Annotated in this window: 18 protein-coding genes; 11 read left to right on the top strand and 7 right to left on the bottom strand. The window is 35.4% G+C overall.

What is annotated here, in order from left to right; translation table 11 throughout:
- Positions 1–91 precede the first annotated feature (91 nt).
- From OGZ34_RS13275 to OGZ34_RS13265, 3 genes are all read left to right on the top strand, one after another.
- Positions 92–1,486 (top strand): tetratricopeptide repeat protein, encoded by a 1,395-nt coding sequence (locus tag OGZ34_RS13275; RefSeq protein ID WP_173966655.1) that lies wholly within the window; start codon positions 92–94, stop codon positions 1,484–1,486.
- A gap of 2 nt (positions 1,487–1,488) precedes the next feature.
- Entirely contained in the window at positions 1,489–2,238 is a 750-nt protein-coding gene (locus tag OGZ34_RS13270) for a shikimate dehydrogenase family protein (RefSeq protein ID WP_263360501.1), read from the top strand.
- A gap of 371 nt (positions 2,239–2,609) precedes the next feature.
- Positions 2,610–4,601, top strand: a complete 1,992-nt coding sequence (locus tag OGZ34_RS13265; protein ID WP_263360500.1) for a DUF349 domain-containing protein — start codon at positions 2,610–2,612, stop codon at positions 4,599–4,601.
- A 575-nt stretch (positions 4,602–5,176) separates the two neighbouring features.
- Here OGZ34_RS13265 and OGZ34_RS13260 read toward each other — a convergent pair.
- On the bottom strand, positions 5,177–5,422 hold the full coding sequence (locus tag OGZ34_RS13260; protein ID WP_263360499.1) for a hypothetical protein: 246 nt from the start codon (positions 5,420–5,422) through the stop codon (positions 5,177–5,179).
- Positions 5,423–5,519: 97 nt separating this feature from the next.
- Between OGZ34_RS13260 and OGZ34_RS13255 the strand changes: the two genes are divergently transcribed.
- A complete protein-coding gene (locus OGZ34_RS13255) occupies positions 5,520–5,939 on the top strand; it encodes an OsmC family protein (protein WP_263360498.1) in 420 nt (139 codons plus the stop codon).
- 161 nt (positions 5,940–6,100) lie between these two features.
- On the opposite strand, the gene OGZ34_RS13250 is transcribed toward OGZ34_RS13255, so the two are convergent.
- Positions 6,101–7,369 carry a tetratricopeptide repeat protein gene (locus OGZ34_RS13250; protein ID WP_263360497.1) on the bottom strand — a complete coding sequence of 423 codons (1,269 nt, stop codon included), beginning with the start codon at positions 7,367–7,369 and terminating at the stop codon, positions 6,101–6,103.
- A gap of 43 nt (positions 7,370–7,412) precedes the next feature.
- Positions 7,413–10,055: a DNA gyrase subunit A gene (gene gyrA, locus OGZ34_RS13245; RefSeq protein ID WP_173966660.1), complete on the bottom strand. Its 2,643-nt coding sequence runs from the start codon at positions 10,053–10,055 to the stop codon at positions 7,413–7,415.
- Positions 10,056–10,312: 257 nt separating this feature from the next.
- On the opposite strand from gyrA, the gene OGZ34_RS13240 reads away from it, so the two are divergent.
- The 6 genes from OGZ34_RS13240 (at position 10,313) to OGZ34_RS13215 (ending at position 17,366) form a co-directional block, all read left to right on the top strand.
- Positions 10,313–12,859 carry an ATP-dependent Clp protease ATP-binding subunit gene (locus OGZ34_RS13240; RefSeq protein ID WP_263360496.1) on the top strand — a complete coding sequence of 849 codons (2,547 nt, stop codon included), beginning with the start codon at positions 10,313–10,315 and terminating at the stop codon, positions 12,857–12,859.
- A 140-nt stretch (positions 12,860–12,999) separates the two neighbouring features.
- Positions 13,000–14,367, top strand: a complete 1,368-nt coding sequence (gene rimK, locus OGZ34_RS13235) for a 30S ribosomal protein S6--L-glutamate ligase (RefSeq protein ID WP_173966662.1) — start codon at positions 13,000–13,002, stop codon at positions 14,365–14,367.
- Between the two features lie 115 nt (positions 14,368–14,482).
- On the top strand, positions 14,483–15,001 hold the full coding sequence (locus OGZ34_RS13230) for a DUF421 domain-containing protein (protein WP_263360495.1): 519 nt from the start codon (positions 14,483–14,485) through the stop codon (positions 14,999–15,001).
- 102 nt (positions 15,002–15,103) lie between these two features.
- Positions 15,104–15,439 carry a PadR family transcriptional regulator gene (locus OGZ34_RS13225; protein WP_173966663.1) on the top strand — a complete coding sequence of 112 codons (336 nt, stop codon included), beginning with the start codon at positions 15,104–15,106 and terminating at the stop codon, positions 15,437–15,439.
- Entirely contained in the window at positions 15,436–16,053 is a 618-nt protein-coding gene (locus OGZ34_RS13220) for a DUF1700 domain-containing protein (protein ID WP_263360494.1), read from the top strand. The genes OGZ34_RS13225 and OGZ34_RS13220 overlap by 4 nt, the downstream gene beginning before the upstream one ends.
- Positions 16,050–17,366, top strand: coding sequence for a serine hydrolase domain-containing protein (locus OGZ34_RS13215; RefSeq protein ID WP_263360493.1), 1,317 nt, complete (start codon positions 16,050–16,052; stop codon positions 17,364–17,366). The genes OGZ34_RS13220 and OGZ34_RS13215 overlap by 4 nt, the downstream gene beginning before the upstream one ends.
- Positions 17,367–17,415: 49 nt before the next feature.
- Here the strand turns inward: OGZ34_RS13215 and OGZ34_RS13210 are convergent, their stop codons facing one another.
- The 4 genes from OGZ34_RS13210 to hutH all read right to left on the bottom strand — a co-directional run bounded on the left by OGZ34_RS13210 (position 17,416) and on the right by hutH (position 22,558).
- Positions 17,416–18,894 carry an SMI1/KNR4 family protein gene (locus OGZ34_RS13210; RefSeq protein ID WP_263360492.1) on the bottom strand — a complete coding sequence of 493 codons (1,479 nt, stop codon included), beginning with the start codon at positions 18,892–18,894 and terminating at the stop codon, positions 17,416–17,418.
- Positions 18,895–18,975: 81 nt separating this feature from the next.
- Entirely contained in the window at positions 18,976–20,319 is a 1,344-nt protein-coding gene (locus OGZ34_RS13205; protein ID WP_070906679.1) for an inorganic phosphate transporter, read from the bottom strand.
- A gap of 31 nt (positions 20,320–20,350) precedes the next feature.
- Entirely contained in the window at positions 20,351–20,995 is a 645-nt protein-coding gene (locus OGZ34_RS13200) for a DUF47 domain-containing protein (protein ID WP_017496503.1), read from the bottom strand.
- Between the two features lie 48 nt (positions 20,996–21,043).
- Entirely contained in the window at positions 21,044–22,558 is a 1,515-nt protein-coding gene (gene hutH / locus OGZ34_RS13195) for a histidine ammonia-lyase (RefSeq protein WP_263360491.1), read from the bottom strand.
- A gap of 728 nt (positions 22,559–23,286) precedes the next feature.
- On the opposite strand from hutH, the gene thrA reads away from it, so the two are divergent.
- On the top strand, positions 23,287–25,734 hold the full coding sequence (gene thrA / locus OGZ34_RS13190; RefSeq protein WP_263360490.1) for a bifunctional aspartate kinase/homoserine dehydrogenase I: 2,448 nt from the start codon (positions 23,287–23,289) through the stop codon (positions 25,732–25,734).
- Positions 25,735–25,818: the final 84 nt, after the last annotated feature.

The raw sequence follows: 25,818 nt of genomic DNA, 5'->3' as shown, positions 1-25,818 counted from the left end.
ATTAAATTGTTCAAAACAATTAATTTCCTTTCCCCACAACAATAATATGGTTGCCTAAATTTATAACAGGCTAATTTCAAATAAAGACAGTATGCAATTAAGCAACGAAGAAGAAGATTATAACCTATCCTTATCCAAATTTGAGTCGATGTTAAAAACTAACAAAGTACTCTTTTTTGATTCTGAAGAATTCGAAGAAATTATTCTTCATTATTTAGACATAGGCAAGGCTAATTTAGCAAAGAAAGCCCTGAAACTTGCATTAGACCAACACCCAAAATCTACAGGCTTAAAATTAGTACAAGTAGAAATGCTGGTTTACGACGACAAACTAGAAATCGCCGAAAAACTCTTAAATGAGTTGTATGCAATCGAACCTAACAACGAGGAAATTTATATCCAGAAAGCCAATATCTGTTCCAAAAGAGATCAACACGAAAAAGCGGTTGAATTACTTAAAATTGCCCTGCAATTTACAGACGATTACGCAGACGTGTACAACCTTATTGGAATGGAGTATCTTTTTATGGATAACCTCGAGATGGCAAAAGACAGTTTTATCAAATGTCTTGAAGAAGATCTAGAAGATCAGTCTGCTCTTTACAACGTGGTGTATTGTTTTGAATTTTTAGATCAAAACCAGGAAGCCATTGTGTATCTTAACAATTATATCAATAAAAACCCATATAGCGAAATTGCCTGGCACCAGCTTGGACGTTTGCATTATGGTGTAAAAGAATACGAAAACGCCATTCGCGCTTTTGATTATGCAACGCTGATCGACGATGAGTTTTTGGGCGCTTTCATGGAAAAAGCAAAAGCTTACGAACGTTTAAAAAAATACAACGAAGCTATTGAAAGCTACAACCGTACTATCGAGCTTGACGATGCCACTTCTTATGCTCTATTGCGTATTGGAAAATGCTATGAAAAACTTGGAAATTCGGCAAAAGCTTTACAATATTACAACCAAACGGTACATGAGGATCCGCTTTTAGACAAAGGATGGATCGCCATTACTGACTTTCATGTGCGCCAGAAAAATTTTCAAAAAGCCCTGTTTTTTGTCAATAAAGCGCTGGCAATCGACAATCAAAATCGTTTGTACTGGAAACGTTATGCGACAATCAACAAACAAATGAACTTTTTTGAAGAAGCTGAATTTGGATACCGAAAAGCGGTAGAATTTGGAGATTATGCTTTGGATACCTGGTTATTCTGGGTTGATATTTTGCAATTTCTAGGCGAATTCGAAAGCGCAATTCAGACCCTGCTACAGGCAACTGAATATTTTCCGGAAGAGAACGAAATCGAATACCGATTAGCAGGATTGTATTTCATGATTCAGGACACTACCAAAGCTAAATTTCATTTGAGCAATGGTTTGCGTTTAAACTTTGACAATTACATCTTAATCGAAGATTTATTTCCGGTAGTATGGTCGAAAAAAACGGTTCAAAATTACATTGAAAAACACAGAAAATAATAATGATTGATATTTTAAGAAGACGTTTTGGCTTGCTAGGCCGTAATATTAGCTACTCTTTTTCAAAAGGATATTTTGCAGAAAAATTTAGCGATGAAGTTTTTGCCGGCAACAGCTACGAAAATTTCGATATCTCTGAAATTAATTATTTCACCGAGTTAGTAAAAAACAATCCTGATTTAAAAGGTTTAAATGTTACAATTCCTTACAAAGAACAAGTCATTCCATTCTTAGATAAGCTATCCAAAAAAGCAGCCTTAATTGGTGCTGTAAACACTATTAAATTTACTAAAAGCGGGAAATTAAAAGGATACAACACTGATTATTACGGCTTCAAAAAATCATTAGAACCTTTACTGGAACCACATCATAAAAAAGCCTTGATTCTGGGAACAGGCGGAGCCTCAAAAGGTGTCGCTTTTGCTCTGGATGAGTTAGGCATACTCTATACTTTTGTTTCCAGAGAAGCCAAAGAAAACATGATCGATTACAACTTAATCAATGCGACTACTTTTGATAATTTTCAGATTATCATTAACTGTACACCAGTAGGAACAAGTCCTAATATCGAAGCTTGCCCTGATATTCCGTACGAGTTTTTTACAGACAAACATATTGCTTACGACTTAATATATAATCCGGCAGAAACCGAGTTTTTAAAAAGAGCTAAGAAAAAGGGTGCCATCATAAAAAACGGCCACGATATGCTTATTTTTCAGGCAGAAAAAGCATGGAAAATCTGGAACAAATAAAAGTTTAAGACAGAACATTACTTCAAACATCTTAACCCGACAGTTTTCAAAAACCTGTCGGGTTTGTTGTTTTTATACCTAATACTATAAAACAGCTATACCTTCCCGGTTTCCTTATTCCAAATCGAGATAAAACGACTTATGACGCCTTACTATCATCATTTTCTTTTTCATTATCTAAAAATTCCGGCAATTTATAATTTAAATTAACTTCAAAAAATCAACAAAAAAACCCGCATGATATCTTTAAATTAAACCAATTAGTAAGAATTTCATCGTAAAATAGCGTATAAATAAACGATTTATTTTGTAGTTAGAAACACCTTTACTATCTTTCGCTCTGTTTAAAATAAAAACCTTATACATTTAAAATGTTAGAAGAAAAGAATGATAACCTGCAGGAAGCAGACGGAAAATTAGAAATCGATACTAACGATTCTACTCAAAATAGTGCAATTGAAACGGCTGATGCCGATGCAGTAACTGAAAATACAATTTCAGACCCTGAAATTGAATCAGAAAACACTGCCGAAGCTATAGAAGTCAATCATCAAACTGCATTAGATGCCATAACAAATTCGAATGCCGAAGAAAGTGAAGATGAGACGCTTAAAGAGCGTCACGAGATTCCTATGCAGGATTATGACACCTTTTCTTTGGATACACTTGTTGATGAATTGAAAAAACTGATTAATACAGACAAAGTAATGTCGGTAAAAGATCATATCGAAGAAATCAAGAAGTCGTTTTTATTACAATACAACCACCTTATAGAAGAGAAAAAAGAAGAATTCAATGCTTCTAAACAAGATCCGAATGAAGAATTCGAATACCACTCTCCTTTAAAATCTAAATTTGACGAGTACTATAATGTTTTTAGAGAGAAAAGAAATGCTCATTTTAAACATTTACAAACCAACCTGAAATCGAATTTAGAAAACAGACTTGCCATCGTTGAAGAACTAAAAGAGCTTATCAACCCGCAGGAAAACATCAAAGACACCCTTAAGCATTTTAATGATTTAAGAGAAAGATGGAAGAATGCCGGTGCAATTCCGAAAGACAAGTACAACCACGTCTGGAATAACTACCATTTTCATGTAGAAAACTTTTATGACTATCTGCATTTAGACCGTGAAGCAAGAGATTTGGATTTCAAACACAATTTGGAACAAAAACAAAAAATAATTGCACGTGTTGAGGAACTAGTTAACGAAACCGACATTAGCAAATCATTCCGCGAATTACAGGACTTACACAGAATCTGGAAAGAAGATATCGGACCGGTTTCTAAAGAACACCGCGATACGATCTGGAACAGATTTAGTGAACTGACCAAAAAAATTCACGACAAAAGAGAAGTTTTATTTGAAAGCCAAAGAGCAAACGAACAAAATAATCTTGAAGTTAAAAAAGATATCATCTCAAAAATTGAGGTTTTAGGAACTGAGAAAGTAAATTCTCACTCACAGTGGCTGGTACAAATTCAAAAAGTAGAAGCCCTTAGAAATGAGTTTTTCGCTGCCGGAAAAGTACCTTCAGAAGTAAATGAAGAAACCTGGGCCGCTTTTAAAACTGCCGTTAGAAACTTTAATTCTTTTAAAAATTCTTTTTACAAAGACATTAAAAAAGATCAAAACGACAATTTAAACAAAAAGATGGCACTTGTAGCAAAAGCCAAAGAACTACAAGAAAGTACTGACTTTACTGCCACTACTCCTATCATGAAACAAATTCAGGAAGAGTGGAAACAAATTGGACACGTTCCTAAAAAGTATTCTGACAAAATCTGGAAAGAATTTAAAGATGCCTGTAATCACTATTTTGATAAATTAAAAGAGCACAAATCAGAAGAAAATGTTGATGAAGTAGCTGCTTTTGATAATAAGAAAGCATATTTAGACATCTTGAGAGCTTACCAGCTAACCGGTGATCACAAAACGGATCTGGATGCGATTAAAGCGCATATCGAAATCTGGAAAGGATACGGAAAAGTTCCTTTTGCAAGACGTCATATTGAAGGGAAATTCAATAAAATTTTAGATGCTCTTTTTGAAAAACTAAGTTTGAGTAAAAAAGAAACTGAAATGATGCGCTTCTCAAACCGAATTGATTCTTTATCTGACAGTAACGATACTCGTAAATTAGACAACGAAAAGATTTTCTTAATGCGTAAAATTGAAGAAGTTCAAAATGAAATTTTCCAATTAGAGAATAACATTCAATTCTTTACCAATACAAAAAATGCAAAGAAAGAAAATTCAATTGTTCTAGAAGTCCGTAAAAACATTGCTATTCATAAAGAAAGCCTTGAAGTTTGGAAAGAAAAACTTAAACAATTGCGAAATTTAGGTCAGGAATAATTTAAATATCAGAACTGCAATGAATATTCATTGCAGTTTTTTTTATCCTGTTTACATTATACCACAAAGTGTGTAATGGTTTGCGCAAAGTTCGCAAAGCTAAATAAATGCAAAGCTTTGCGAATTTTGTTTTTTTTTCTAACTGCAATGCAAAACAGAACCTTACGTTCTTTAAGGTAAAACCATTCCAATTCAAAACACTAAACTTAACATTACAATTAAACACAAAAGGTGCAATGCAGATTTTCACTACAGCTTTTTTTTGCCTTACAAATCCGCCCCAAAGCTTTTAACCTTACCTGTAAAAGCAACTTAACACAAATTACATAAACGAAACCAATATGTAGTCCTCACGGGACACTCTACATTAAGGCTGGCTCTTTTTTACCAATATTAAGCTCCTAAAGGAGCACATTTGCCTGAAAGCACCATAATCACCAAACACTTTACTTTACTTTACTTTACTTTACTTTACTTTACTTTACTTTACTTTACTTTACTTTACTTTACTTTACTTTACTTTACTTTACTAAAATAGAAGCATAAAAAACCTCGTAGAGATTACATATAGGTAACTACACAACTCCTCCCTCGACAAATCTGTCCCGTAGGGACTTAACAATTACAACTACAATGTCTAACCTCATGGCAGCCAAAGTTCGCAAATCTAAATCCAGGTAAAACTTTGTAAATTTTCCGCTTTCCAAACAAACAAACAAACAAACAAACAAACAAATAGCTCCAATCTTCACAGACTTTACGGCAAAACTTTCACCCATTTCAACTAAAACCTTAAACTTAACATTCTCATTAAACTTCATAAAACAATTCTGTAAAATATTGATTATATTTGATAATCACATTATCCACTGACAATCAACAGGATACAAACTAATTATTAATTCAAATCACACGACAATGAAATTTACAAGAAAAGCAAATGCCAATTGGAAAGGAACTGGTACGGAAGGAAAAGGGACGATCAGTACACAGAGCACTACTTTAAATAACGCACAATTATCATTTAAAACAAGATTTGCTGACGGTGTCGGAACAAATCCTGAAGAACTTATCGCTGCAGCTCATTCCGGCTGTTTTACGATGCAATTAAGTTTTTTACTGAACGAAGGTGGTTATACAGCAGATGATTTAAGCACAGAGGCCACAGTAACGTTTGAAGATGGCTCCATCACTTTGATTCATTTGGATTTAAAAGGAAAAGTGCCAGTTATTTCTAAAGAGGAATTTGAAAAAACAGCAGCAAAAGCAAAAGAGATTTGTCCAATTTCCAAACTTTTAAATACTACTATCACATTGTCCGTTATACTAATCGCTTAAGAAAACTCCAAATTCCAATAATCCTGGGTATCACTGGAATTTGGAATTTGTTTGTTTTAGGCATTGAGCTTTTATACATACCAATAAAAAAATTCCAAATTCCAATAATAGACATCATTGGAATTTGGAATTTTAAATTATTGAGTATTAACTCTCGTTAATTACATTGTCGCTTTCAATGCTTTTGCTTCAGCAGTCATTTCTAACGCTTTGTAAACTCCTAATAAAGTCTTAGAAACATCCTCGTTTTTAGGATCTAACTCATTCGCTTTTTTAAGATAAGGAATAACTCCTTTGAAAACACTTTCTCTTTGAGCTTTCAACACATCGTAACGTTTCATATCCTTAGCAGTAGTTCCCAATTTATTCATTTCATCAATGATTGGTTTTTCAGCTTCTAATTTTAACGCCGCAAGGTTTAGGTAAGCATTAGCATAGTTTGGATTGATTTCAATAGCTTTTAAGTAATATTTCTCAGCATCTGCATTGTTTTTTGCATTAGCACTGATAACACCTAAGTTGAAAACTAAATCAGCATTGTTTGGATCTTTTTGCAAAGCCTCACCTACTAGTTTTTTGTATGTTTCGTAATCTTTAGATTCCAAATACAAATTCGCTTCTGTCAAAATCAAAGAAGAATCTTCCGGATTTGCTTTTCTAGCATCTGCAATAGCTTGCTTAGCATCTTCACTACGTCCTTTTTGAACCAGGATTAAAGCAAGATTTTTGTAGATTTCACCTCTTTTAGAAGGAATAGCTTCTGTTTTTGGTTTTTCGTGAGTCCCTAATTTTACTGCTAAGTCTCTATCTTTAGCATTGTTAAAACCATCTTCACTACCCGAAATTTTATTTACAGCCGTGAAACTAGTTCCTTTTCCTGAATAATTTAATTTTTTCAACTCTTCATACATCGGTAAAGCAAGATCAAAATCCTGAGCATTTACTGCCGTAGAAGCCGCATAATATAAATTGATTGTATCTTTTTTGTCTAACAGATAAGCATCATACAATTTTTTCGCTCCATCAGCATGTTTGGTTGCCTGAGAATCAGCAATTGCAGCATTAATCAACTTTCCTTTTATTTCAATAATAGAAGTTGCAGCCTGAGTAGAATATTTAACTTTTCCAGATGCTTTTTCAACATCAATTAGTTTTTTATAAGTCTCAGCAGCAAGAGAAAGATTTTTTCCTTCTTCTACTTTTTTGTTTGCCAAATCTAAATAAGCATTACCTTTTACAAAATAGTATTGTGCTTGTTCAACATCTTTGGCATTTACTACCATATTTTCAGCATCTTTTAAGATCGTAAGTGCTCCCTGAGCATCTCCGCTTTTTAATGCTTTTTCAGCACTCTTAATCTGATCCTTCTGAGCAAAAGTAGCTACTGAAATCAATAATGCTGACGCAAGTATTACATATTTACTTTTCATAATATTCAATTTGTGTATTTAATTATAAGTGGTTTATTTTCTACTATTCTTCCGATTCTTCTTCTTCAGAATCATCTTCATCCTCTAATTCTTCTTCAGAATCATCATCGTCATCATCTTCGACAACACCGTCATCTTCAAGAACCTCTAAATCCGGTTTCACTCTCTCAATAGCTGATTCAATAACATTACCATCTTCGTCTACAACAACTTCAGCAACATCATCTTTCATTACTTTTGTTACCGCAGCAATAGAATCTTTACCTTTTAGGTTAATCAATCGAACTCCCTGAGTAGCACGCCCCATTACACGTAAATCCTCAATAGCCATTCTAATGGTTAATCCAGACTTGTTGATAATCATTAAATCATCAGCATCTGTTACCGCATTGATCGAGATTAGTTTTCCTGTTTTCTCTGTAATGTTAAGGGTTTTAACTCCTTTTCCGCCACGATTTGTAATTCGGTAAACATCCTCACCATCGTCGTCCACTAATTTGGTACGTTTTCCGTATCCATTTTCAGTTACAACCAAAATTTGCGAATCGTTAACATTATCTTTATCAATGGTTACCATTCCAATTACTTCATCAGTATCGTCTTTTAAAGTAATTCCACGAACCCCCGAAGCTGTTCTTCCCATTGGACGCGTTTTAGTTTCCTCAAAACGAACCAGTTTACCAGACTTAACCGCCAGGATAATTTGGCTTTCTCCATTGGTTAATTTAGCCTCAAGTAATTCATCACCTTCTTTAATTGTAATAGCAGCAACACCATTTACCCTTGGTTTAGAATATTTCTCTAAAGATGTTTTCTTAACCTGACCTTGTTTAGTTACCATTACAAGATTATGACTGTTGATATACTCTTTATCTTTTAAATCTTGCGTACAAATGAAAGCTTTTACTTTATCATCACTTTCGATGTTTACTAAATTCTGAATTGCTCTACCTTTTGCCGTTTTGCTTCCTTCAGGAATTTCATAAACACGCATCCAGAAACATTTTCCTTTTTGTGTAAAGAACATCATATATTGGTGGTTGGTTGCCACAAACATATGCTCAAGGAAATCCTGATCTCTTGTTCCTGCGCTTTTTTGCCCAACTCCCCCTCTATTTTGAGTTTTATACTCAGTCAGGTTGGTACGTTTGATATAACCTGCATGCGAAATTGTGATTACTACATTTTCATCTGCAATCAAATCCTCGATACTAACATCTCCACCTGAATATTCTATAGTAGAACGACGCTCATCTCCGTACTTTTCACGGATTTCTTCAAGTTCTTCCTTAATTAAATTCGTTCTTAAATCTACATCTGCCAATAAGGCTTTCAAATGTTCGATTAACTTCATTAATTCATCAAACTCAGCTCTTAATTTATCCTGCTCCAGACCTGTCAACTGACGCAAACGCATCTCAACAATGGCACGCGCCTGAATGTCTGATAAATTGAATCTCTCGATTAATTTCTCACGGGCTTCTTCGGTATTTTTAGAACCTCTGATGATCGCAATTACTTCGTCAATATTATCTGAAGCAATAATTAAACCTTCTAAAATATGAGCTCTTTCTTCTGCTTTACGCAATTCAAAACGAGTTCTTCTTACTACTACATCATGACGGTGCTCAATAAAATAGTGAATCATATCTTTCAGATTCAGCATTTGTGGGCGGCCTTTTACCAATGCAATATTGTTTACACTAAAAGAAGATTGTAATGAAGTATATTTATACAAGGTATTCAAAACTACGTTTGGTGTAGCATCACGTTTCAGAATATAAACGATACGCATACCATTTCTATCCGACTCGTCACGAATATTCGCAATACCTTCAATTTTTTTATCGTTAACCAAATCAGCCGTACGTTTGATCATTTCGGCTTTGTTCACCTGATATGGAATCTCGGTAACAATGATACATTCTCTTCCATCCACTTCTTCAAAACCAACTTTAGCACGCATTACGATACGTCCTCTACCGGTTTTAAAAGCTTCACGAACTCCTTCATAACCGTATATTACACCACCGGTTGGAAAATCCGGAGCTTTAATATGCGTCATTAATTCGTCAACTTCAATATCATTATTATCAAGGTAGGCTAATGTACCGTTGATTACTTCAGTTAAATTGTGTGGCGGCATATTTGTTGCCATACCAACAGCAATACCTGTAGCTCCGTTTACTAATAAAGTAGGAACTCTTGTTGGCATTACTTTTGGCTCATATAAAGTATCGTCAAAGTTCAACTGAAAGTCAACAGTTTCTTTTTCGATATCTGCCATGATATCTTCAGAAATCTTACGCATTCTGGCCTCAGTATAACGCATTGCTGCCGGGCTATCGCCATCAACAGAACCAAAGTTACCCTGACCATCCACTAATAAATATCGCATACTCCATTCCTGAGCCATACGTACCATCGCATCATATACAGAGGTATCTCCGTGCGGGTGATACTTACCCAGAACCTCTCCTACGATTCTTGCAGATTTTTTGTGGGCAGATCTTGATGTTACTCCTAAGTCATACATTCCGTAAAGAACTCTTCGATGCACTGGTTTCAAGCCATCTCTAACATCTGGAAGCGCTCTCGATACGATTACTGACATCGAATAATCGATGTAAGCTGATTTCATTTCATCTTCTATGTTAATAGGAATTAACTTTTCTCCTTCAGACATAAGTTGTTATATTAAATAATTATATTAGTTTCAAAGCGTGCCAAGATACGTTTTTTTGAAATTTTTTCAGCTATTTACCTACACTTATTTCAATGATTTATTAACAACTTTATTTTAGGTTTTAGTTAATAAATTAAGCGTATTTTAACGCTTTTATTGTTATTTTTTTTGTCACTTAGCTGTCAGGAGATGCTGATGGGTACGGTTTTTGTTTTTCAAACAGTAATTCACTAAATTTACAATACCAATTATATATTATGGATGATAATTTTTCACCAAGAGTAAAAGATGTTATTACCTACAGTAAAGAGGAAGCCTTGCGTTTGGGCCACGACTTTATTGGTACTGAACATCTAATGCTAGGCATTTTAAGAGATGGAAACGGAAAAGCTATTCATATACTTAATAACCTTGCAGTCGATTTAGACCATTTACGCAGGAAGGTAGAAATACTGAGTCCAGCCAATCAGAGCGTTGAAGTAAATGCCGAAAAGAAAAATCTTCATCTCACGCGTCAGGCGGAAAGAGCCCTGAAGACCACTTTTCTGGAAGCAAAAGTATTTCAAAGCTCGTCAATTAGCACGGCGCATCTGCTTTTATGTATCTTACGCAACGAAAACGATCCAACAACCAAGCTATTGAATAAACTAAAAATAGATTATGACATAGCTAAAGAACAATATTTAAATATGACTCCAAACGAAGAAGAATTCTTAGAAAACTTGCCAAGAAACGAATCGTACAATGACGATTCAGGACAAGATGACAGTCTTAAAGAAAGTAGTTTCAACAATCCCGCCAATAAGTCAAACAAAAAATCTAAGACTCCGGTTCTGGACAATTTTGGGAGAGATTTAACAGAAATGGCAGAGGAAGGAAAACTGGATCCGGTTGTAGGACGCGAGAAAGAAATCGAACGCGTTTCTCAAATTCTAAGCCGTAGAAAAAAGAACAACCCTCTTCTTATCGGAGAGCCGGGAGTTGGTAAATCTGCTATTGCAGAAGGACTAGCTTTGCGCATCATTCAGAAAAAAGTATCCCGTATTCTTTTTCATAAACGTGTAGTTACACTTGATTTGGCCAGTTTAGTAGCCGGAACAAAATACCGCGGCCAGTTTGAAGAAAGAATGAAAGCTGTGATGAACGAACTAGAGAAAAATGATGACATCATTCTTTTCATCGACGAAATCCACACTATCGTTGGTGCTGGTGGAGCAACAGGTTCACTTGATGCATCCAACATGTTTAAACCTGCTTTGGCAAGAGGTGAAATCCAATGTATTGGAGCCACAACTCTTGACGAGTACAGACAATATATTGAGAAAGATGGCGCCCTTGAAAGACGTTTTCAAAAAGTAATTGTTGAACCAACTTCTGTTGAAGAAACAATCGCTATCTTAAACAATGTAAAAGACAAATACGAAGATCACCACAATGTTACCTATACACAAGAAGCTATTGAAGCCTGCGTTAAGTTAACAAACAGATATATGTCTGAGCGTTTCTTACCGGACAAAGCTATCGATGCTCTTGACGAAGCAGGATCCCGCGTACACATTACTAACATTGATGTCCCTAAACAAATTTTAGATTTGGAACGTCAGTTAGAAGAAGTTCGCGAAATGAAAAACATGGTGGTTAAGAAACAAAAATACGAAGAGGCTGCCAAACTTCGCGACGATGAAAAACGTATCGAAAAAGACCTGGCTGTCGCTCAGGAACAATGGGAAGAAGACTCTAAAAACAATAGAATTGAAGTTACAGAAGATAACGTAGCCGATGTTGTTTCGATGATGACCGGAATTCCTGTTAACCGTATTGCACAAACAGAAAGCAACAAATTAGCACAATTACCTGAATTGATTCAGAACAAAGTAATCGGACAAAATGAAGCTGTTTTAAAAATTGCACGTTCTATTCAGCGTAACAGAGCCGGTCTTAAAGATCCAAACAAACCAATCGGTTCGTTTATTTTCCTAGGTCAAACAGGAGTTGGTAAAACACAATTAGCAAAAGTTTTAGCAAAAGAATTATTTGATTCGGAAGATGCGTTAATCCGTATTGACATGAGCGAATACATGGAGAAATTTGCCATCTCCCGTTTAGTTGGAGCGCCTCCGGGATATGTAGGATACGAAGAAGGCGGTCAGTTGACTGAAAAAGTTCGCAGAAAACCTTATTGTGTTGTACTTTTAGACGAGATCGAAAAAGCGCATCCGGACGTATTCAATATGATGCTTCAGGTTTTAGATGACGGGTACTTAACAGATAGTTTAGGTCGCAAAATCGACTTTAAAAACACAATCATTATCATGACTTCTAACGTTGGAGCACGTCAGTTAAAAGACTTTGGACAAGGTGTAGGATTCGGAACTGCTGCAAAAGTGGCTCAGGCCGATGAGAACTCAAAAAGCATAATCGAAAATGCATTAAAGAAAACCTTTGCTCCTGAGTTCTTAAACAGAATTGATGATGTAATCGTATTCAATGCTTTAGAAAAAGCCGATATTGATTTGATTATCGAAATTGAACTTAAGAAATTATACGGCCGAGTTTCAGAATTAGGATACACCTTAAGTCTTACTGATAAAGCAAAAGCATTTATTGCAGAAAAAGGTTTCGACAGACAATTTGGCGCAAGACCTCTTAAAAGAGCGATTCAGAAATATGTTGAAGATTTATTAGCAGAAGAAATCATCACTTCAAAAATACATTCAGGTGATGAAATCTTAATGGATCTGAAAGATGATTCTCAGGAACTTTCCGTAGAGATTCATAAAGCCGAAGAGCCAACTAATCAATAAATTAGTTTAATTTTATAACAAAAATAAAATACCCGTTACGTTTTCATAACATAACGGGTATTTTTTTTGGATAATTTGCTATCTTTAATAAAAGCAAATAGCTATTTTTGGCTATTAAATTCTATAATAAAAAACAACGTATGCTTCAAAACAAAGTCATTTTAGGTAGCGAAGAATGGTGCTCATTTCCAGAACTAGGGATCCCGACAATCAAGGCTCGTGTGGATTCTGGTGCCAAAACTTCGGCAATGCACGCTATAAACATAGCTCCTTTTATAAAAAATGATGCCAATTGGGTAAAATTCGATATTAATCCAATTCAGAATAATATCAAAACTATTATTCATTGTGAAGCTCCATTGGTTGACAAAAGAATTGTAAAAAGCTCAAGCGGTTTTAGAGAACATCGCTACGTTATTCAAACACATTTAAAAATTGGCGATATAAAATGGCCAATCGAAATGACCTTAACCAACAGAGATTCTATGGGATTCCGAATGCTTCTGGGTCGTGAAGCCATGAGCGGACGTGTATTAGTTGATCCCGAAGAAAAATATCTTTTAGGACAGCCAAGTCCTGAAGCCTTAAAAGAATTATACCAAAACTCTGAAAAAGCAACCTCCGGATTGAGAATTGGACTTTTGGCAAGTAATCCTGAATTATACAGCAATAAAAGAATCATGGAAGCAGGTGAAATGCGTGGACATGAAATGCATTTTTTGAATATCAAAGAATGTTATATGAAGCTGGATGCCAAAACTCCCGAAATTCATTATCGCGGTGGAAAAATATTAAATCAGTTTGATGCTATTATCCCAAGAATTCGACCAAGTATTACTTTTTACGGCTGTGCTTTAACTCGTCAGTTTGAAGCGCTGAAGGTTTTTGTACTGAACTCTGCTACAGCAATCACACAATCCCGCGATAAACTCTATTCTTTACAACTTCTATTAAACAGTGGAATCGATATCCCAACTACCGGATTTGCCAATTCTCCACTAGACACTGACAATCTAATTAAAATGGTTGGAGGATCTCCTTTAATTGTTAAGCTACTGGAAGGTACCCAGGGAAAAGGTGTTGTTTTAGCAGAAACCAAAAAAGCTGCAGAAAGTGTGATCAATGCTTTTAAGAGCTTAAATGCCAATATACTTGTTCAGGAATTCATTAAAGAAGCCAACGGAAAAGACATTCGCTGTTTTGTTATCGACGGTAAAGTGGTAGCTGCAATACAACGTGAAGCTATGCCAGGAGAATTCAGAGCCAACATTCACTTAGGCGGAACTGCATCTGTTATAAAAGTAACTGCCGAGGAGAAAAAAATCGCTATAAAAGCCGCAAAAGCCATGGACTTAAAAGTAGCAGGTGTCGACATTATTCGCTCTTCAAAAGGTCCATTATTACTTGAAGTAAACTCTTCTCCGGGTCTTGAAGGAATTGAAGGCGCTACCAACAAAGATGTTGCAGGCGAAATGATTAAAGCAATCGAAAAGAACTTTAAATTATAATTGTTTCTTTTTCAGTAAAAATATTCATTTAGACCTAATGTCTAATCATTAATTTAGCAACTTTGTTGAGGTTTTACTTTGACAAAGTTTTTTTTAAAATTCAAATAATAAAGAAATGATACTATCTCCCTATTTAGATATTATTTTAAGAAGTCTCTCCGTCTATTTTTTCATGACTATTGCTTTGAGAATCTTCGGTAAAAAAGAGCTTTCGCAATTGAACACTGCCGATATTATTCTGATTTTATTGATTAGTAACTCCGTTCAAAATGCCATGGTAGGTCCAGACACTAGTCTTTGGGGAGGTCTGGTTGCAGCTTTGGCTTTGTTTATCATCAATTACATCATCAAAAAACTAACTCACAAATACAAAGGTCTCAGCAATTTACTACTGGACAAACCTGAAATCCTGATTCATGATGGCAAACTGGATTTCAAAGCCTTAAGCAAACTTGATATTTCGCACGAAGAATTAAAAGAAGCGGCACGCGAACATGGCCTGGAGCATTTAACTGATATAAAGCTCGCCATGCTGGAAATCGATGGCACTATAAGTATTATTTCGAAAGAGAAACAAAATCTCAAGCAAACACACTACAAGCGAAAACACAATCGCAAGAATCTGCAAAAATAAACCATAAGCACAAGTGGCTCAAAATAAACAACTTAATGTTTTAAGTTAAAAAACTTAGCTATATACTTTGTTATGCTATGTATTTTGTTATACATTAGCCACATGAACGAAACATTTGTAACAAACTGGAAGTCTCAGGTAAAGAAAGGCACTTTAACTTTCATTATCCTTAATGTACTCAAAAACCAGGAGTACTATGGTTATGAACTTATCGAACAAATAAGAAAACATACCGAAATAGAAATAGCAGAGGGAACACTTTACCCATTAATGAACCGATTAAAAACAGAAGAACTGGTAGATTCAAAATGGGTCGAACAGGAAACCGGAATACCAAGGAAATACTATTCTTTAACCGAAGCCGGCATCGCAACTTTGAGCCAAATGAATATTTACTGGGAAAATCTCGAAAAATCAATTAAAAAAATCATTCAATGAGAATAGAAGATATCAAATTCGAGCAGGAAGCTTCACAACGAATTTACAACAATTACATGAAGCGCATCAAAAAAACAACCGCTTCATTACCCAAAATAGATCAGGACGACATTTATATGGAATTTAACAGCCATATTTTTGAAACCATTCAACACCGAAACGGTACAAACGAGCTGGATGCTCTTTTAGACAGCATCGAAAAATTAGGTTCACCTGAAGAGGTTTTAAAGCCTCTTATTGCCGATAAAAAACTGGAACAGGCTACTAAAACCTTCAACCCTATACATGTTTTCAAGGCTTTGGCGTTAAACATTACCAATGGCATCTCGTACATCTTTTTCTCGATTTTATACCTCTTCTTATTTGGTTTTGTATTCCTGATTTTTGCAAAAATCCTAAATCCTACTCAGGTAGGTCTTTATATGCAAAAAGAGTCCTTCTCGGTTTTTGTACTTGGCATAATGAGTCCTGAAGACCAAATTAAAAACCAGGCTTATGAAGCTCTTGGTCACTGGTTTATTCCTTTTCTGTTATTATTAACCCTATTGTCTTATTTTATTATAACCCTATTATTAAAACTCAAAAATTCAATCAATCAAAAAACAGCTTCATGAAAAAAATCACCAGCATCTGTTTCATCGCTCTTATCACGACGAGCGGTTTTTCCCAAACTTTCAATTCCAAAAGACTTGACAGTCTGTTTACTCTTTTAGAAAAGAACAGCAAATACATGGGAAGCATCGCCATATCTGAGAACGGAAAAACAATTTACACTAAATCAATTGGTTTTGATGACATTGCCAGCGCAAAAAAATCAGGCATCCAGACCAAATATCGAATTGGCTCGATCTCTAAAACATTTACAGCATCCTTAATTCTTAAAGCGGTAGAAGAAAACAAAATCAATTTAAACCAAACCATTGACAAGTATTTCCCAACGGTAAAAAATGCCAAAACCATTACCATTAGCCATTTATTAAACCACAGAAGCGGTATACATGATTTCACTAACGATGACGATTACTTAAAATGGAACACTCAGTTTCAGTCCAGAGCCAAAATGATTGAACGCATTTCTGCCGGGGCCATCGTTTTTGAACCTGATACAAAAGGCCAATACAGCAATTCCAACTACATACTATTGTCATACATATTGGAAGACATTTACAAGAAGTCTTATGGCGAAATTTTAAGTTTGAAGATCACAAAGCCTTTGCATCTAAAAAACACGTATTTGGGCGGTAAAATCAACCTGAACAACAACGAATGTAATTCTTATACCCTTGAAGGAAAATGGAACAAAGAAAGTGAAACCGATGCTTCAATTCCGCTTGGCGCCGGAGCCGTAGTTTCTAATCCGACTGATTTGAACCTTTTCTTTGAAAGTCTTTTTGCCGGAAAAGTAGTTTCTATAGCACATTTAAATCAAATGAAAACTATTAAGGACAAATTCGGAATGGGGCTTTTTGAGTTTCCGTATTACGAAAGAAAAAGTTACGGACATACTGGAGGAATTGACGGTTTCAGATCTGTTGCAGGCTATTTCCCAAATGAAAAATTAGCTTTAGCCCTAACTTCAAACGGAATGGGCTACGACAACAACAATATCATGTTATGCGCACTGAATTCGTATTTCAACAGACCCTTTACAATGCCGGTTTTTAGCACTGTTGAGATCACATCTGCAACTCTGGATTTATACGCCGGAACTTATGGCAGCCCACAGATTCCGCTAAAAATTACTATTTCCCAAAAGAACAATGTTCTAATTGCTCAGGCTACAGGTCAACCCTCTTTTCCTATGGAAGCTGCTGCAATAAACATATTTAAATTTGACACAGCGGGGATTGTTCTAGAGTTTAATTCTGAGAAGAAAGAAATGACTCTAAAACAAGGCGGGAAAGATTATTTGTTTACAAAAGAATAACTCGTACTGAAATAAAAAAAGCTAGTTTCTTTATTGAAACTAGCTTTTTTTATTTCCAAAATTGATACCATTCCTTGCCCTCGTTATCGGTTTCAAAATCTATAGTAACCGATTTAATAGTTTTATTAGTCAAACCATAAGCTTTTAATCTGTGATTTAGATTTACTAAAATATAGTCTTTTTCTTTTGGGAATTTTTCAGCAATCCTTTTATAATGTTTCAAAAGCCTTTTATCCTCTACCCCATCCAATGCCTGCAAAGTAGTATGAATAACTCTATTTGAACTATCCTGAAGTCCTTCTATAAAAACACTGATATATTCCTTTTTATTTCCCATTTGGCCAAGTGCATAATAAGCACTCACTCGTATTTCTTCACTTTTATTAGATGTAAACGGAATGATGATAGCCCCATAATCCAACTTTGTTTCTTTTAACAAATACGTACAAAATCTAAACGTTTCGTCATCTTCAATCGTATCAGCATTTGCTTTTATAACCTCTAACCAGTCTGCACTTTTGCCTTTCGCATACCAAAATACAAACTGAAACACAGTCAGCAAACTCTGTTTAGAAAAATCGACTAAATAAGGCTTTGCCCTTTCATAATCAAACTTAGTAAGAATTTGAAGTATTGTTTTTTGAATTTCTCCTGAACTTATTTTATACTGTTCTTCTAAAACACTAAGAGTCTCAGCATCTAATGCCTCTTTTTTTAAGATTCCGTTGAGACATTCTTCTTTAGTTTCACCATCCTCTGCCGAAAAGTATACTTCTAAAATGTAAGTTGACAATCCGCCTAATGTATATCGAAACAAATCAGAGCCATTTACCATTGTATTTTCAGGAATAATTCCATCAAGCCAACGTTCGTACCAATTTAAAAAATTAGATTCAAAAGTAAAAAAGGGTTTCTGCCTGTCGATATCAATATTAACCACCCGTCCTTTAAATTCCCCATTTAAAACAAGTCCGTAATAATAAGCACACCCTTGACTTGCAATTGGCAATATTCCGGCAAACATTTTACCAAGCTCTTCATCAAAATCTTCTTGAGAAATACCGTCATTCTCTTCAATATTTTGCGTCAATTCTGCCCAGAATTCATCACTCATTTTTGGATAAATTCTACATTCCTGTCCAAAACATTTTTTTGGATTACTATAAACAAATTCCTCCAGATTTTTCCCAAAAGGAAATATCCCATAACTGGGTCCTGCAGCAGAATTCTCATACGAAATCCCACCATTACCAATGTGAAGTAAAAAGGCTTTATAATCCTCCGGAAGCTCCAAATCATACTCGGTTTCAAAATTAACGATCTGATCTTTACTGATCGTTTTTCCAATCTTATATTTATGACTTGATGCTCCAAAAACTTTCAAATCTTTATCTGCAGCTTTTGCAAGAACTAACTTCTTCTTAACTCTGTCTATCTGGCTTAAAATTTTCTGATCGATCATAACGGCTTTTAAATTTCTATCAAATATATTATTATAATTATTGAAAACAGGTACTTCTGAAAACAAAAAAGCCGATTTCAAATTGAAATCGGCTTTAAAATATTTTAAGAAAATGCGGTTTACACCTCACATTTTACAATAATCATTTTACTTAATAAACACGCTTAATACAAAGTAAACCAAACCGGCTAATATTGCTGAAATTGGAATGGTTAATATCCACGCCCAGATTAAACTAACAGTAACTCCCCAACGAACAGCAGAAACACGTTTTGTTAATCCAACTCCAATAATAGAACCAGTAATCGTGTGTGTTGTACTTACCGGAATTTTTAAGTGTTCTGTAAAATAAAGCGTTAAAGCTCCTGCAGTTTCAGCTGCAACTCCTTCAAACGAACTTACTTTTGTGATTTTGGAACCCATTGTTTTTACAATCTTCCATCCACCACTTAAAGTTCCCGCTGCAATTGCAGAATAACAAGCCAAAGGAATCCATCCCGGCATTACTCCTTTTACACCTAAATCATCGTTTGGTAAAACAACATCTAACCAGGAATCCATATGCACACCAGGATTAGTGTTGATATAAACTGCTACTGCAGCTGCAATAATACCCATTACTTTTTGAGAATCATTCCCTCCGTGACCTAAACTAAAAGCCGCAGAAGATAATAATTGCATTTTTTTCAAAGCAGCATCTGCCTGATGAAGATTTAAACTACTAAATATCAAACAAAACAAACTTACGGTTAAGATGATAAAAGCAACTAAAAACCATTTAATATTATGCGGATCAAAAGCTACACTCCAAAAATGAGATTCAAAACGTGGTTTTCCATGCTCAACAATCTCTGAATAAGGAATCATTAAACTGCTCACCATCCAGATTGTTGCAATCATTAATGCTACAGTAAATATTTTTGGTCCAATACTTTTACGCGAAGCATTCAACAACCAGATCGAGATCAAATAAGAAGCTAATGCTCCTAATAATGGTGCCAATACAATAAAAGCAATAATAATAAGAACTCCTGAAGGCATTGCTCCTTCTTTACCAGCTTTATACCAGCTTACGATTTCGTACCAGTAATGAGTTGTTCCGTCTTCACCAACATATCCTGAGAATCCATGTACAGCGATCGCATGAGCAATTGCTGCTCCGGCAAAACCACCAATCAGCGTATGAGAAGAACTTGAAGGAATTCCTAACCACCAAGTCAATAAATTCCAACAAATAGCTGCAATAACTCCTGCGAGGATTACAACAAGGTTAATTTCCATGGTGTGCGCTGTTTTAGCAACCGTATCGGCAACACCAAATCCAAAAACCCAATAGGCCAGAAAGTTAAAAAATGCTGCCCAAAGAACGGCCTGAAAAGGCGTCAGAACCTTGGTCGCAACAACAGTCGCTATAGCATTTGCCGCATCATGAAAACCGTTGATGTAATCAAAAATTAAAGCTAATACTATAATAATTATAAGTAGCGTCATAAATTATAACTTCAGAATGAAATAAATTGAATTAAGAATGTTTTACAGAAATAGATTCCAGTATGTTCGCAACACTCTTACATTTGTCTGTTGCTGATTCTAAAACAGATAACACTTCTTTATACTTAATAATGTTTTTTGCATCTGTTTCGTTTTCAAAAATTTCAAAAACTGCTTTGTTATAAACGTTATCCGACTTGTTCTCCAGTTTATTAATTCTCGCACAAGCTTCTTTGATAATGTTCATGTTTTTTAAGTTACTTAACTCTTTTACAGCACTATCGATGTTCTGACAAGCTTCAAGGTTAATTTCAGTCATTTTTCTGATTGACTTTGTAATCTTATCTACCTGATATAATTTCATTCTGCTTGCCGCACCGTGAAGGTAATCGGCAACGTTATCAATTGAAGTAATCAATGTATGAATATCCTCTCTGTCAAATGGAGTAATAAAATTTCTACTCAATTCAAGATTGGTTTGACGTGTAATGTCTTCTCCTTTTTGCTCTAACTCATCTATTTTTTGAAAAAGAACTTCTCTTTCTTTCAATGGAAGGTTTACAGCTTCGTGTAAATTAGAAGCTAACTCAATTAAATTGCTTGAAGCCTCTTCAAAAAGTGGAAAGAATTTCTTGTCTTTCGGCACTAAAAATTGGAAAATACTGTTTATTGACATTTTTATATTTTTGATAGTGCAAAATTACTTCAATATTATTTTGCCATGTTAAGCCATTGTTAACAAATCGTTTTCAATTTGAAAACTGTCAAGGAATTCAACTGTTTTTTTAATATCATAATGCAGGATTCTGTCTTCTTTAACCAAAGGCACCACTTCTCTGTAACTGCTTAAGAATGTTTCAATAAAATCACTTGATTTTAAAGGCTCTCTGTAAGCAATCGCCTGTGAAGCGTTCATTAATTCGATGGCTAAAATACGCTCCAGGTTGTCCATAACACGCAATGCTTTTGTAGCTCCGTTGGCTCCCATACTCACGTGATCTTCCTGTCCGTTACTTGAAACAATACTATCTATACTCGAAGGTGTAGCCAATTGTTTGTTCTGACTTGCGATACTTGCCGCTGTATATTGCGGAATCATAAATCCTGAATTCAATCCCGGATTATCCACCAAAAATGCCGGAAGATTACGCAATCCTGAAATTAACTGATACGTTCTTCTTTCAGAAATACTGCCCAATTCTGCCAAAGCAATTGCCATAAAATCCAAAGCCAAAGCTAAAGGCTGTCCGTGGAAATTTCCTCCTGAGATAATCTGATCTGCTTCAATGAAGATATTAGGATTGTCGGTAACAGAGTTGATTTCGGTTTTGAATACTTTTCTAACGTAATCAATGGCGTCTTTTGAAGCACCGTGAACCTGAGGCATGCAACGGAAAGAATATGGATCCTGTACGTGTTTTTTCTCCTGAGCAATAATCTCACTTCCGTCTAAAAATTCAGTAAGGCGCTGTGCCGTTACAATCTGTCCTTTGTGAGGACGTATAAAATGAATCAATTCATTAAAAGGCTCAATTCTTCCATCAAAACCTTCTAATGAAATAGCTCCGATCAAATCTGCCAAATACGAATATTTATAAGCTTTTAATAAAACATGTGCTCCATACGCACTCATGAACTGAGTTCCGTTTAACAAAGCCAACCCTTCTTTTGACTGTAAAACAATTGGCTCCCAGTTAAAGTGTTTTAAAACTTCGGCTGCGGCTGTTTTTTTACCTTCAAAAAGAACTTCACCCTCACCTAATAAAGGTAACGATAAATGTGCCAAAGGTGCCAAATCTCCCGAAGCCCCTAAGGATCCCTGAGTATAAATTACCGGAAGAATATCATTATTGTAAAAATCCACCAAACGCTCTAAAGTCTGCAATTGAACTCCTGAATGTCCATAACTCAAAGATTGAATCTTAAGCAACAGCATCAATTTTACAATTTCAGCCGGAACCTCTTCTCCCGTTCCGCAAGCATGCGATTTTACAAGATTCTCCTGAAGCTGAGATAAATTTTCATTTGAAATTTTCACATTACAAAGCGAGCCAAAACCAGTGTTGATTCCGTAAATAGGTTCAGAATGTGAAGCCATTTTTTTATCGAGATAATCACGGCATTTTTGAACGTTTACTTTTGCTTCTTCTGATAATTCAAGCGTTTTCTGGTTGACAATAATTTCCTGTAAAGCTTCTAAACTTAGGATTTCTGTGCTGATATAATGGATTTCTTTCATGCTGTTTAAAATTTAAGACTTCAAAATTCAGCAAATCAATATTAAAAAGCAACATTTATTCCTAATAATTAAAAAATGATTCTCACGAATTCCCCGATTTTGCTCTTTTCACAATAGTAATCCGGCAAAACCAAGGACATCTTTTTATCCTAATAAGGTACCTCTATTTTTTAACAAGAAAACGACAAAAGCAATTAATTCCTACCGATTTTATAGACTAATGACGTTTTTAGATGTTATTCAAGATTAAAAATCAGACTATTAAGCACATCTCTTTTAAAGATAAGTTCCAATAATTATATGAATCCATCAATTTAACACACACAATTCTGACAAAAAGCTCAATATTGATTTGCTGAATTTTGAATTTTTAAAATATTCATAAAAAGACCGTAAAGATTTTTAACTTTTATAAAAAACTGTACTTTTGGAAAACCAAAATGAAAAATAACAGCGTAAAATATCATTCTACACTAACAACTCAAACCAGAGTTGCAATCGCTGCTATTACAATTTCAACTACAACAACTACTACCCCTTAGGGGTATACATTTTACATATCACTCAGGTTACCTAGTACTTTTTTCTAAGAAGAAGAGAGTTATTGGATACATAAAAAACATTTACAAAGAAAAAAAATAGTCGCAGTTTTCAGTTTCAGTTCACAGTTGATATCCTTTGAACCTTTGTTACTAAAAATCTTTGCGCCTTATTAAAAAACATCAAAAATGAAAGTATTAAAATTTGGCGGAACTTCGGTTGCCAATGCACAAAATATAAAACTAGTTCTCGAAATCATAAATCAAAAATCGAAGCAGGACCAATTGGTTGTGGTAGTATCAGCCTTAAGTAAAGTAACTGATTTACTGCAATTGGCAGCAGCAAAAGCCGCCGCTAATGACGAAAGCTTTAGAGAAATTGTTGCCGAAATCGAGAAAAAACACCTTGACACTTTAAAAGAATTGATTCCGGTTAGCGAACAAAGCAGTTTGCTGAGCCATGTAAAAAGAATCATCAATCATTTAGAAACTTTGTTAGACGGCTGTTTCTTACTGGGTGAGTTATCTCCCAGAACTGCTGATACTATTTTAAGTTTTGGAGAGCTGCTTTCGTCTTACATCATTGCGCAGGCGTATCAGCAAATTGATAAAAATGCGGTTTACAAAGACAGTCGCGAACTGATTAAAACCAACAATAACTTTGGAAAAGCCGTTGTAAATTTCGAAGTTTCCAACCAATTGATAAGAACTTATTTTGCCGAAAATCAATCTAAAATTAGTATTCTTCCGGGGTTTATTTCTCAAACTCTTGACGGAATAGCTACTACTTTAGGCCGCGGAGGTTCTGATTATACCGCTGCCATAGTTGCCGGAGCACTTGAAGCTGAACAATTAGAAATCTGGACTGACGTTAACGGAATGTTTACCGCCAATCCTAAAATTGTTAAACAGGCCCACCCTATTGCAACGATCTCTTATCAGGAAGCGATGGAGTTATCACATTTTGGTGCCAAAGTGCTGTATCCGCCAACGATTCAGCCCGTTTTAAGAAAAAATATTCCAATTTTAATCAAAAATACTTTTGAACCGGAAGCTGAAGGAACTTTAATTTCCGACCAGGTTTCCTCAAAAGATACCGTTGTAAAAGGAATCAGTCATATCGATAATATTTCATTAGTAACCCTTGAAGGTCCCGGAATGATTGGAGTTTCAGGTTCCTCAAAACGTTTGTTTGAAGTACTGTCTCAGGAAAAAATCAACGTTATTTTTATCACTCAGGCTTCTTCTGAGCACTCGATCTGTATCGGAATTCTGAATTCGGATGCGGATAATGCCGAGGCTGCCATCAACAGAGCTTTTGAAGTAGAGATTTCACAAAATAAAATCGATCCTTGTATCGTCGAAAAAGACCTGTGCATTATCGCTTTGGTGGGCGAAAACATGAAGAACCATCAGGGTTTAAGTGGTAGAATGTTTAGCACTTTAGGAAAAAACAATGTCAACATACGCGCCATTGCGCAAGGAGCTTCTGAACGTAATATTTCGACTGTAATCAATGAAAGAGACGTTAAAAAAGCATTGAATACTTTACACGAAAACTTCTTTGAAGAAAACACCAAACAGCTCAATTTGTTTGTGATGGGTGTTGGAAATGTGGGTGAAAAATTCATCGAACAAATTCACAATCAAAGGAAGTTTCTAAAAGACAACCTGAAAATCAACGTTCGTGTGATCGCTTTGTCTAATTCCCGAAAAATGCTTTTTGACGAGGACGGAATTTCGTTAAAAGACTGGCAATCGGCTTTGGACAAAGGTAAAAATGCCAATAAAGAAGCTTTCATCGCTCGTGCGAAGGAATTAAACTTGCGTAACAGCATCTTTGTTGATATTACTGCAAATGCAAGCGTGTCTGAAACCTACGAAAATTTCTTAAAACAAAGTATCGCGGTGGTTACCTGCAACAAAATTGCCTGTTCATCAGCGTATGATAATTATAAAAAATTAAAGAATTTATCCCGTCAGTACAACGCTCCGTTTTTATTTGAAACCAATGTTGGAGCGGGATTACCAATTATTGATACCGTGAAAAACTTAATCGCTTCAGGTGATAAAGTACATAAAATTCAGGCGGTTTTATCGGGAAGTCTGAACTTCATTTTCAATAATTTCGATAAAGACAATTCTTTTCACGATGTGGTAAAAGAAGCCGGAGTGCAAGGTTTTACAGAACCGGATCCGAAAATTGACTTAAGCGGAATCGACGTAGCTCGTAAAATCCTGATCCTGATCCGCGAAAGCGGTTATGAAATGGATATTGACGCGATCGCCAACGAATCGTTCCTGCCAGCCGAATGTCTTGCCACAACTAACAACGAAGATTTCTTTGCTTCTTTAACGCAACATGCTCCTCATTTTTCAAAAATCTATGACGAAGCGTTAAGCAAAGATTCCAGATTAAAATATGTAGCACAATTCGAAAACGGAAAAGCAAGCGTTGGTCTGCAATTCATCCCGAAAGAGCATCCTTTTTACAATCTGGAAGGGAAAGACAATATTGTACTTTTCTATACCGATCGTTACGTAGATCAGCCGTTATTGATCAAAGGAGCCGGAGCAGGTGCAGCCGTTACCGCATCGGGAATTTTTGCTGACGTTATCCGAATAGGAAATATATAAATTTTTGTTTCAGGCTTGAAGTTTAACCGCAAAGCACGCAAAGGATTACGCAAGGCTCGCAAAGCTTGTTTTTTCTTGTGTCCT

The organism is Flavobacterium collinsii (assembly GCF_946903285.1).
Taxonomy (GTDB): Bacteria; Bacteroidota; Bacteroidia; order Flavobacteriales; family Flavobacteriaceae; genus Flavobacterium; species Flavobacterium collinsii.
The sequence above is the reverse complement of the archived record's forward strand: the minus strand, read 5'-3'. Positions and strand labels throughout refer to the sequence as shown.

Excerpts from the sequence above, each read along its gene's own strand:
- OGZ34_RS13265 (WP_263360500.1), top strand. The coding sequence starts at position 2,610 with ATGTTAGAAGAAAAGAATGATAACCTGCAGGAAGCAGACGGAAAATTA.
- thrA (WP_263360490.1), top strand. The coding sequence starts at position 23,287 with ATGAAAGTATTAAAATTTGGCGGAACTTCGGTTGCCAATGCACAAAAT.
- rimK (WP_173966662.1), top strand. The coding sequence starts at position 13,000 with ATGCTTCAAAACAAAGTCATTTTAGGTAGCGAAGAATGGTGCTCATTT.
- OGZ34_RS13260 (WP_263360499.1), bottom strand. The coding sequence starts at position 5,422 with ATGAAGTTTAATGAGAATGTTAAGTTTAAGGTTTTAGTTGAAATGGGT.
- OGZ34_RS13220 (WP_263360494.1), top strand. The coding sequence starts at position 15,436 with ATGAGAATAGAAGATATCAAATTCGAGCAGGAAGCTTCACAACGAATT.
- hutH (WP_263360491.1), bottom strand. The coding sequence starts at position 22,558 with ATGAAAGAAATCCATTATATCAGCACAGAAATCCTAAGTTTAGAAGCT.
- OGZ34_RS13230 (WP_263360495.1), top strand. The coding sequence starts at position 14,483 with ATGATACTATCTCCCTATTTAGATATTATTTTAAGAAGTCTCTCCGTC.
- OGZ34_RS13275 (WP_173966655.1), top strand. The coding sequence starts at position 92 with ATGCAATTAAGCAACGAAGAAGAAGATTATAACCTATCCTTATCCAAA.
- gyrA (WP_173966660.1), bottom strand. The coding sequence starts at position 10,055 with ATGTCTGAAGGAGAAAAGTTAATTCCTATTAACATAGAAGATGAAATG.
- OGZ34_RS13255 (WP_263360498.1), top strand. The coding sequence starts at position 5,520 with ATGAAATTTACAAGAAAAGCAAATGCCAATTGGAAAGGAACTGGTACG.
- OGZ34_RS13250 (WP_263360497.1), bottom strand. The coding sequence starts at position 7,369 with ATGAAAAGTAAATATGTAATACTTGCGTCAGCATTATTGATTTCAGTA.
- OGZ34_RS13200 (WP_017496503.1), bottom strand. The coding sequence starts at position 20,995 with ATGTCAATAAACAGTATTTTCCAATTTTTAGTGCCGAAAGACAAGAAA.
- OGZ34_RS13215 (WP_263360493.1), top strand. The coding sequence starts at position 16,050 with ATGAAAAAAATCACCAGCATCTGTTTCATCGCTCTTATCACGACGAGC.
- OGZ34_RS13205 (WP_070906679.1), bottom strand. The coding sequence starts at position 20,319 with ATGACGCTACTTATAATTATTATAGTATTAGCTTTAATTTTTGATTAC.
- OGZ34_RS13240 (WP_263360496.1), top strand. The coding sequence starts at position 10,313 with ATGGATGATAATTTTTCACCAAGAGTAAAAGATGTTATTACCTACAGT.
- OGZ34_RS13225 (WP_173966663.1), top strand. The coding sequence starts at position 15,104 with ATGAACGAAACATTTGTAACAAACTGGAAGTCTCAGGTAAAGAAAGGC.
- OGZ34_RS13270 (WP_263360501.1), top strand. The coding sequence starts at position 1,489 with ATGATTGATATTTTAAGAAGACGTTTTGGCTTGCTAGGCCGTAATATT.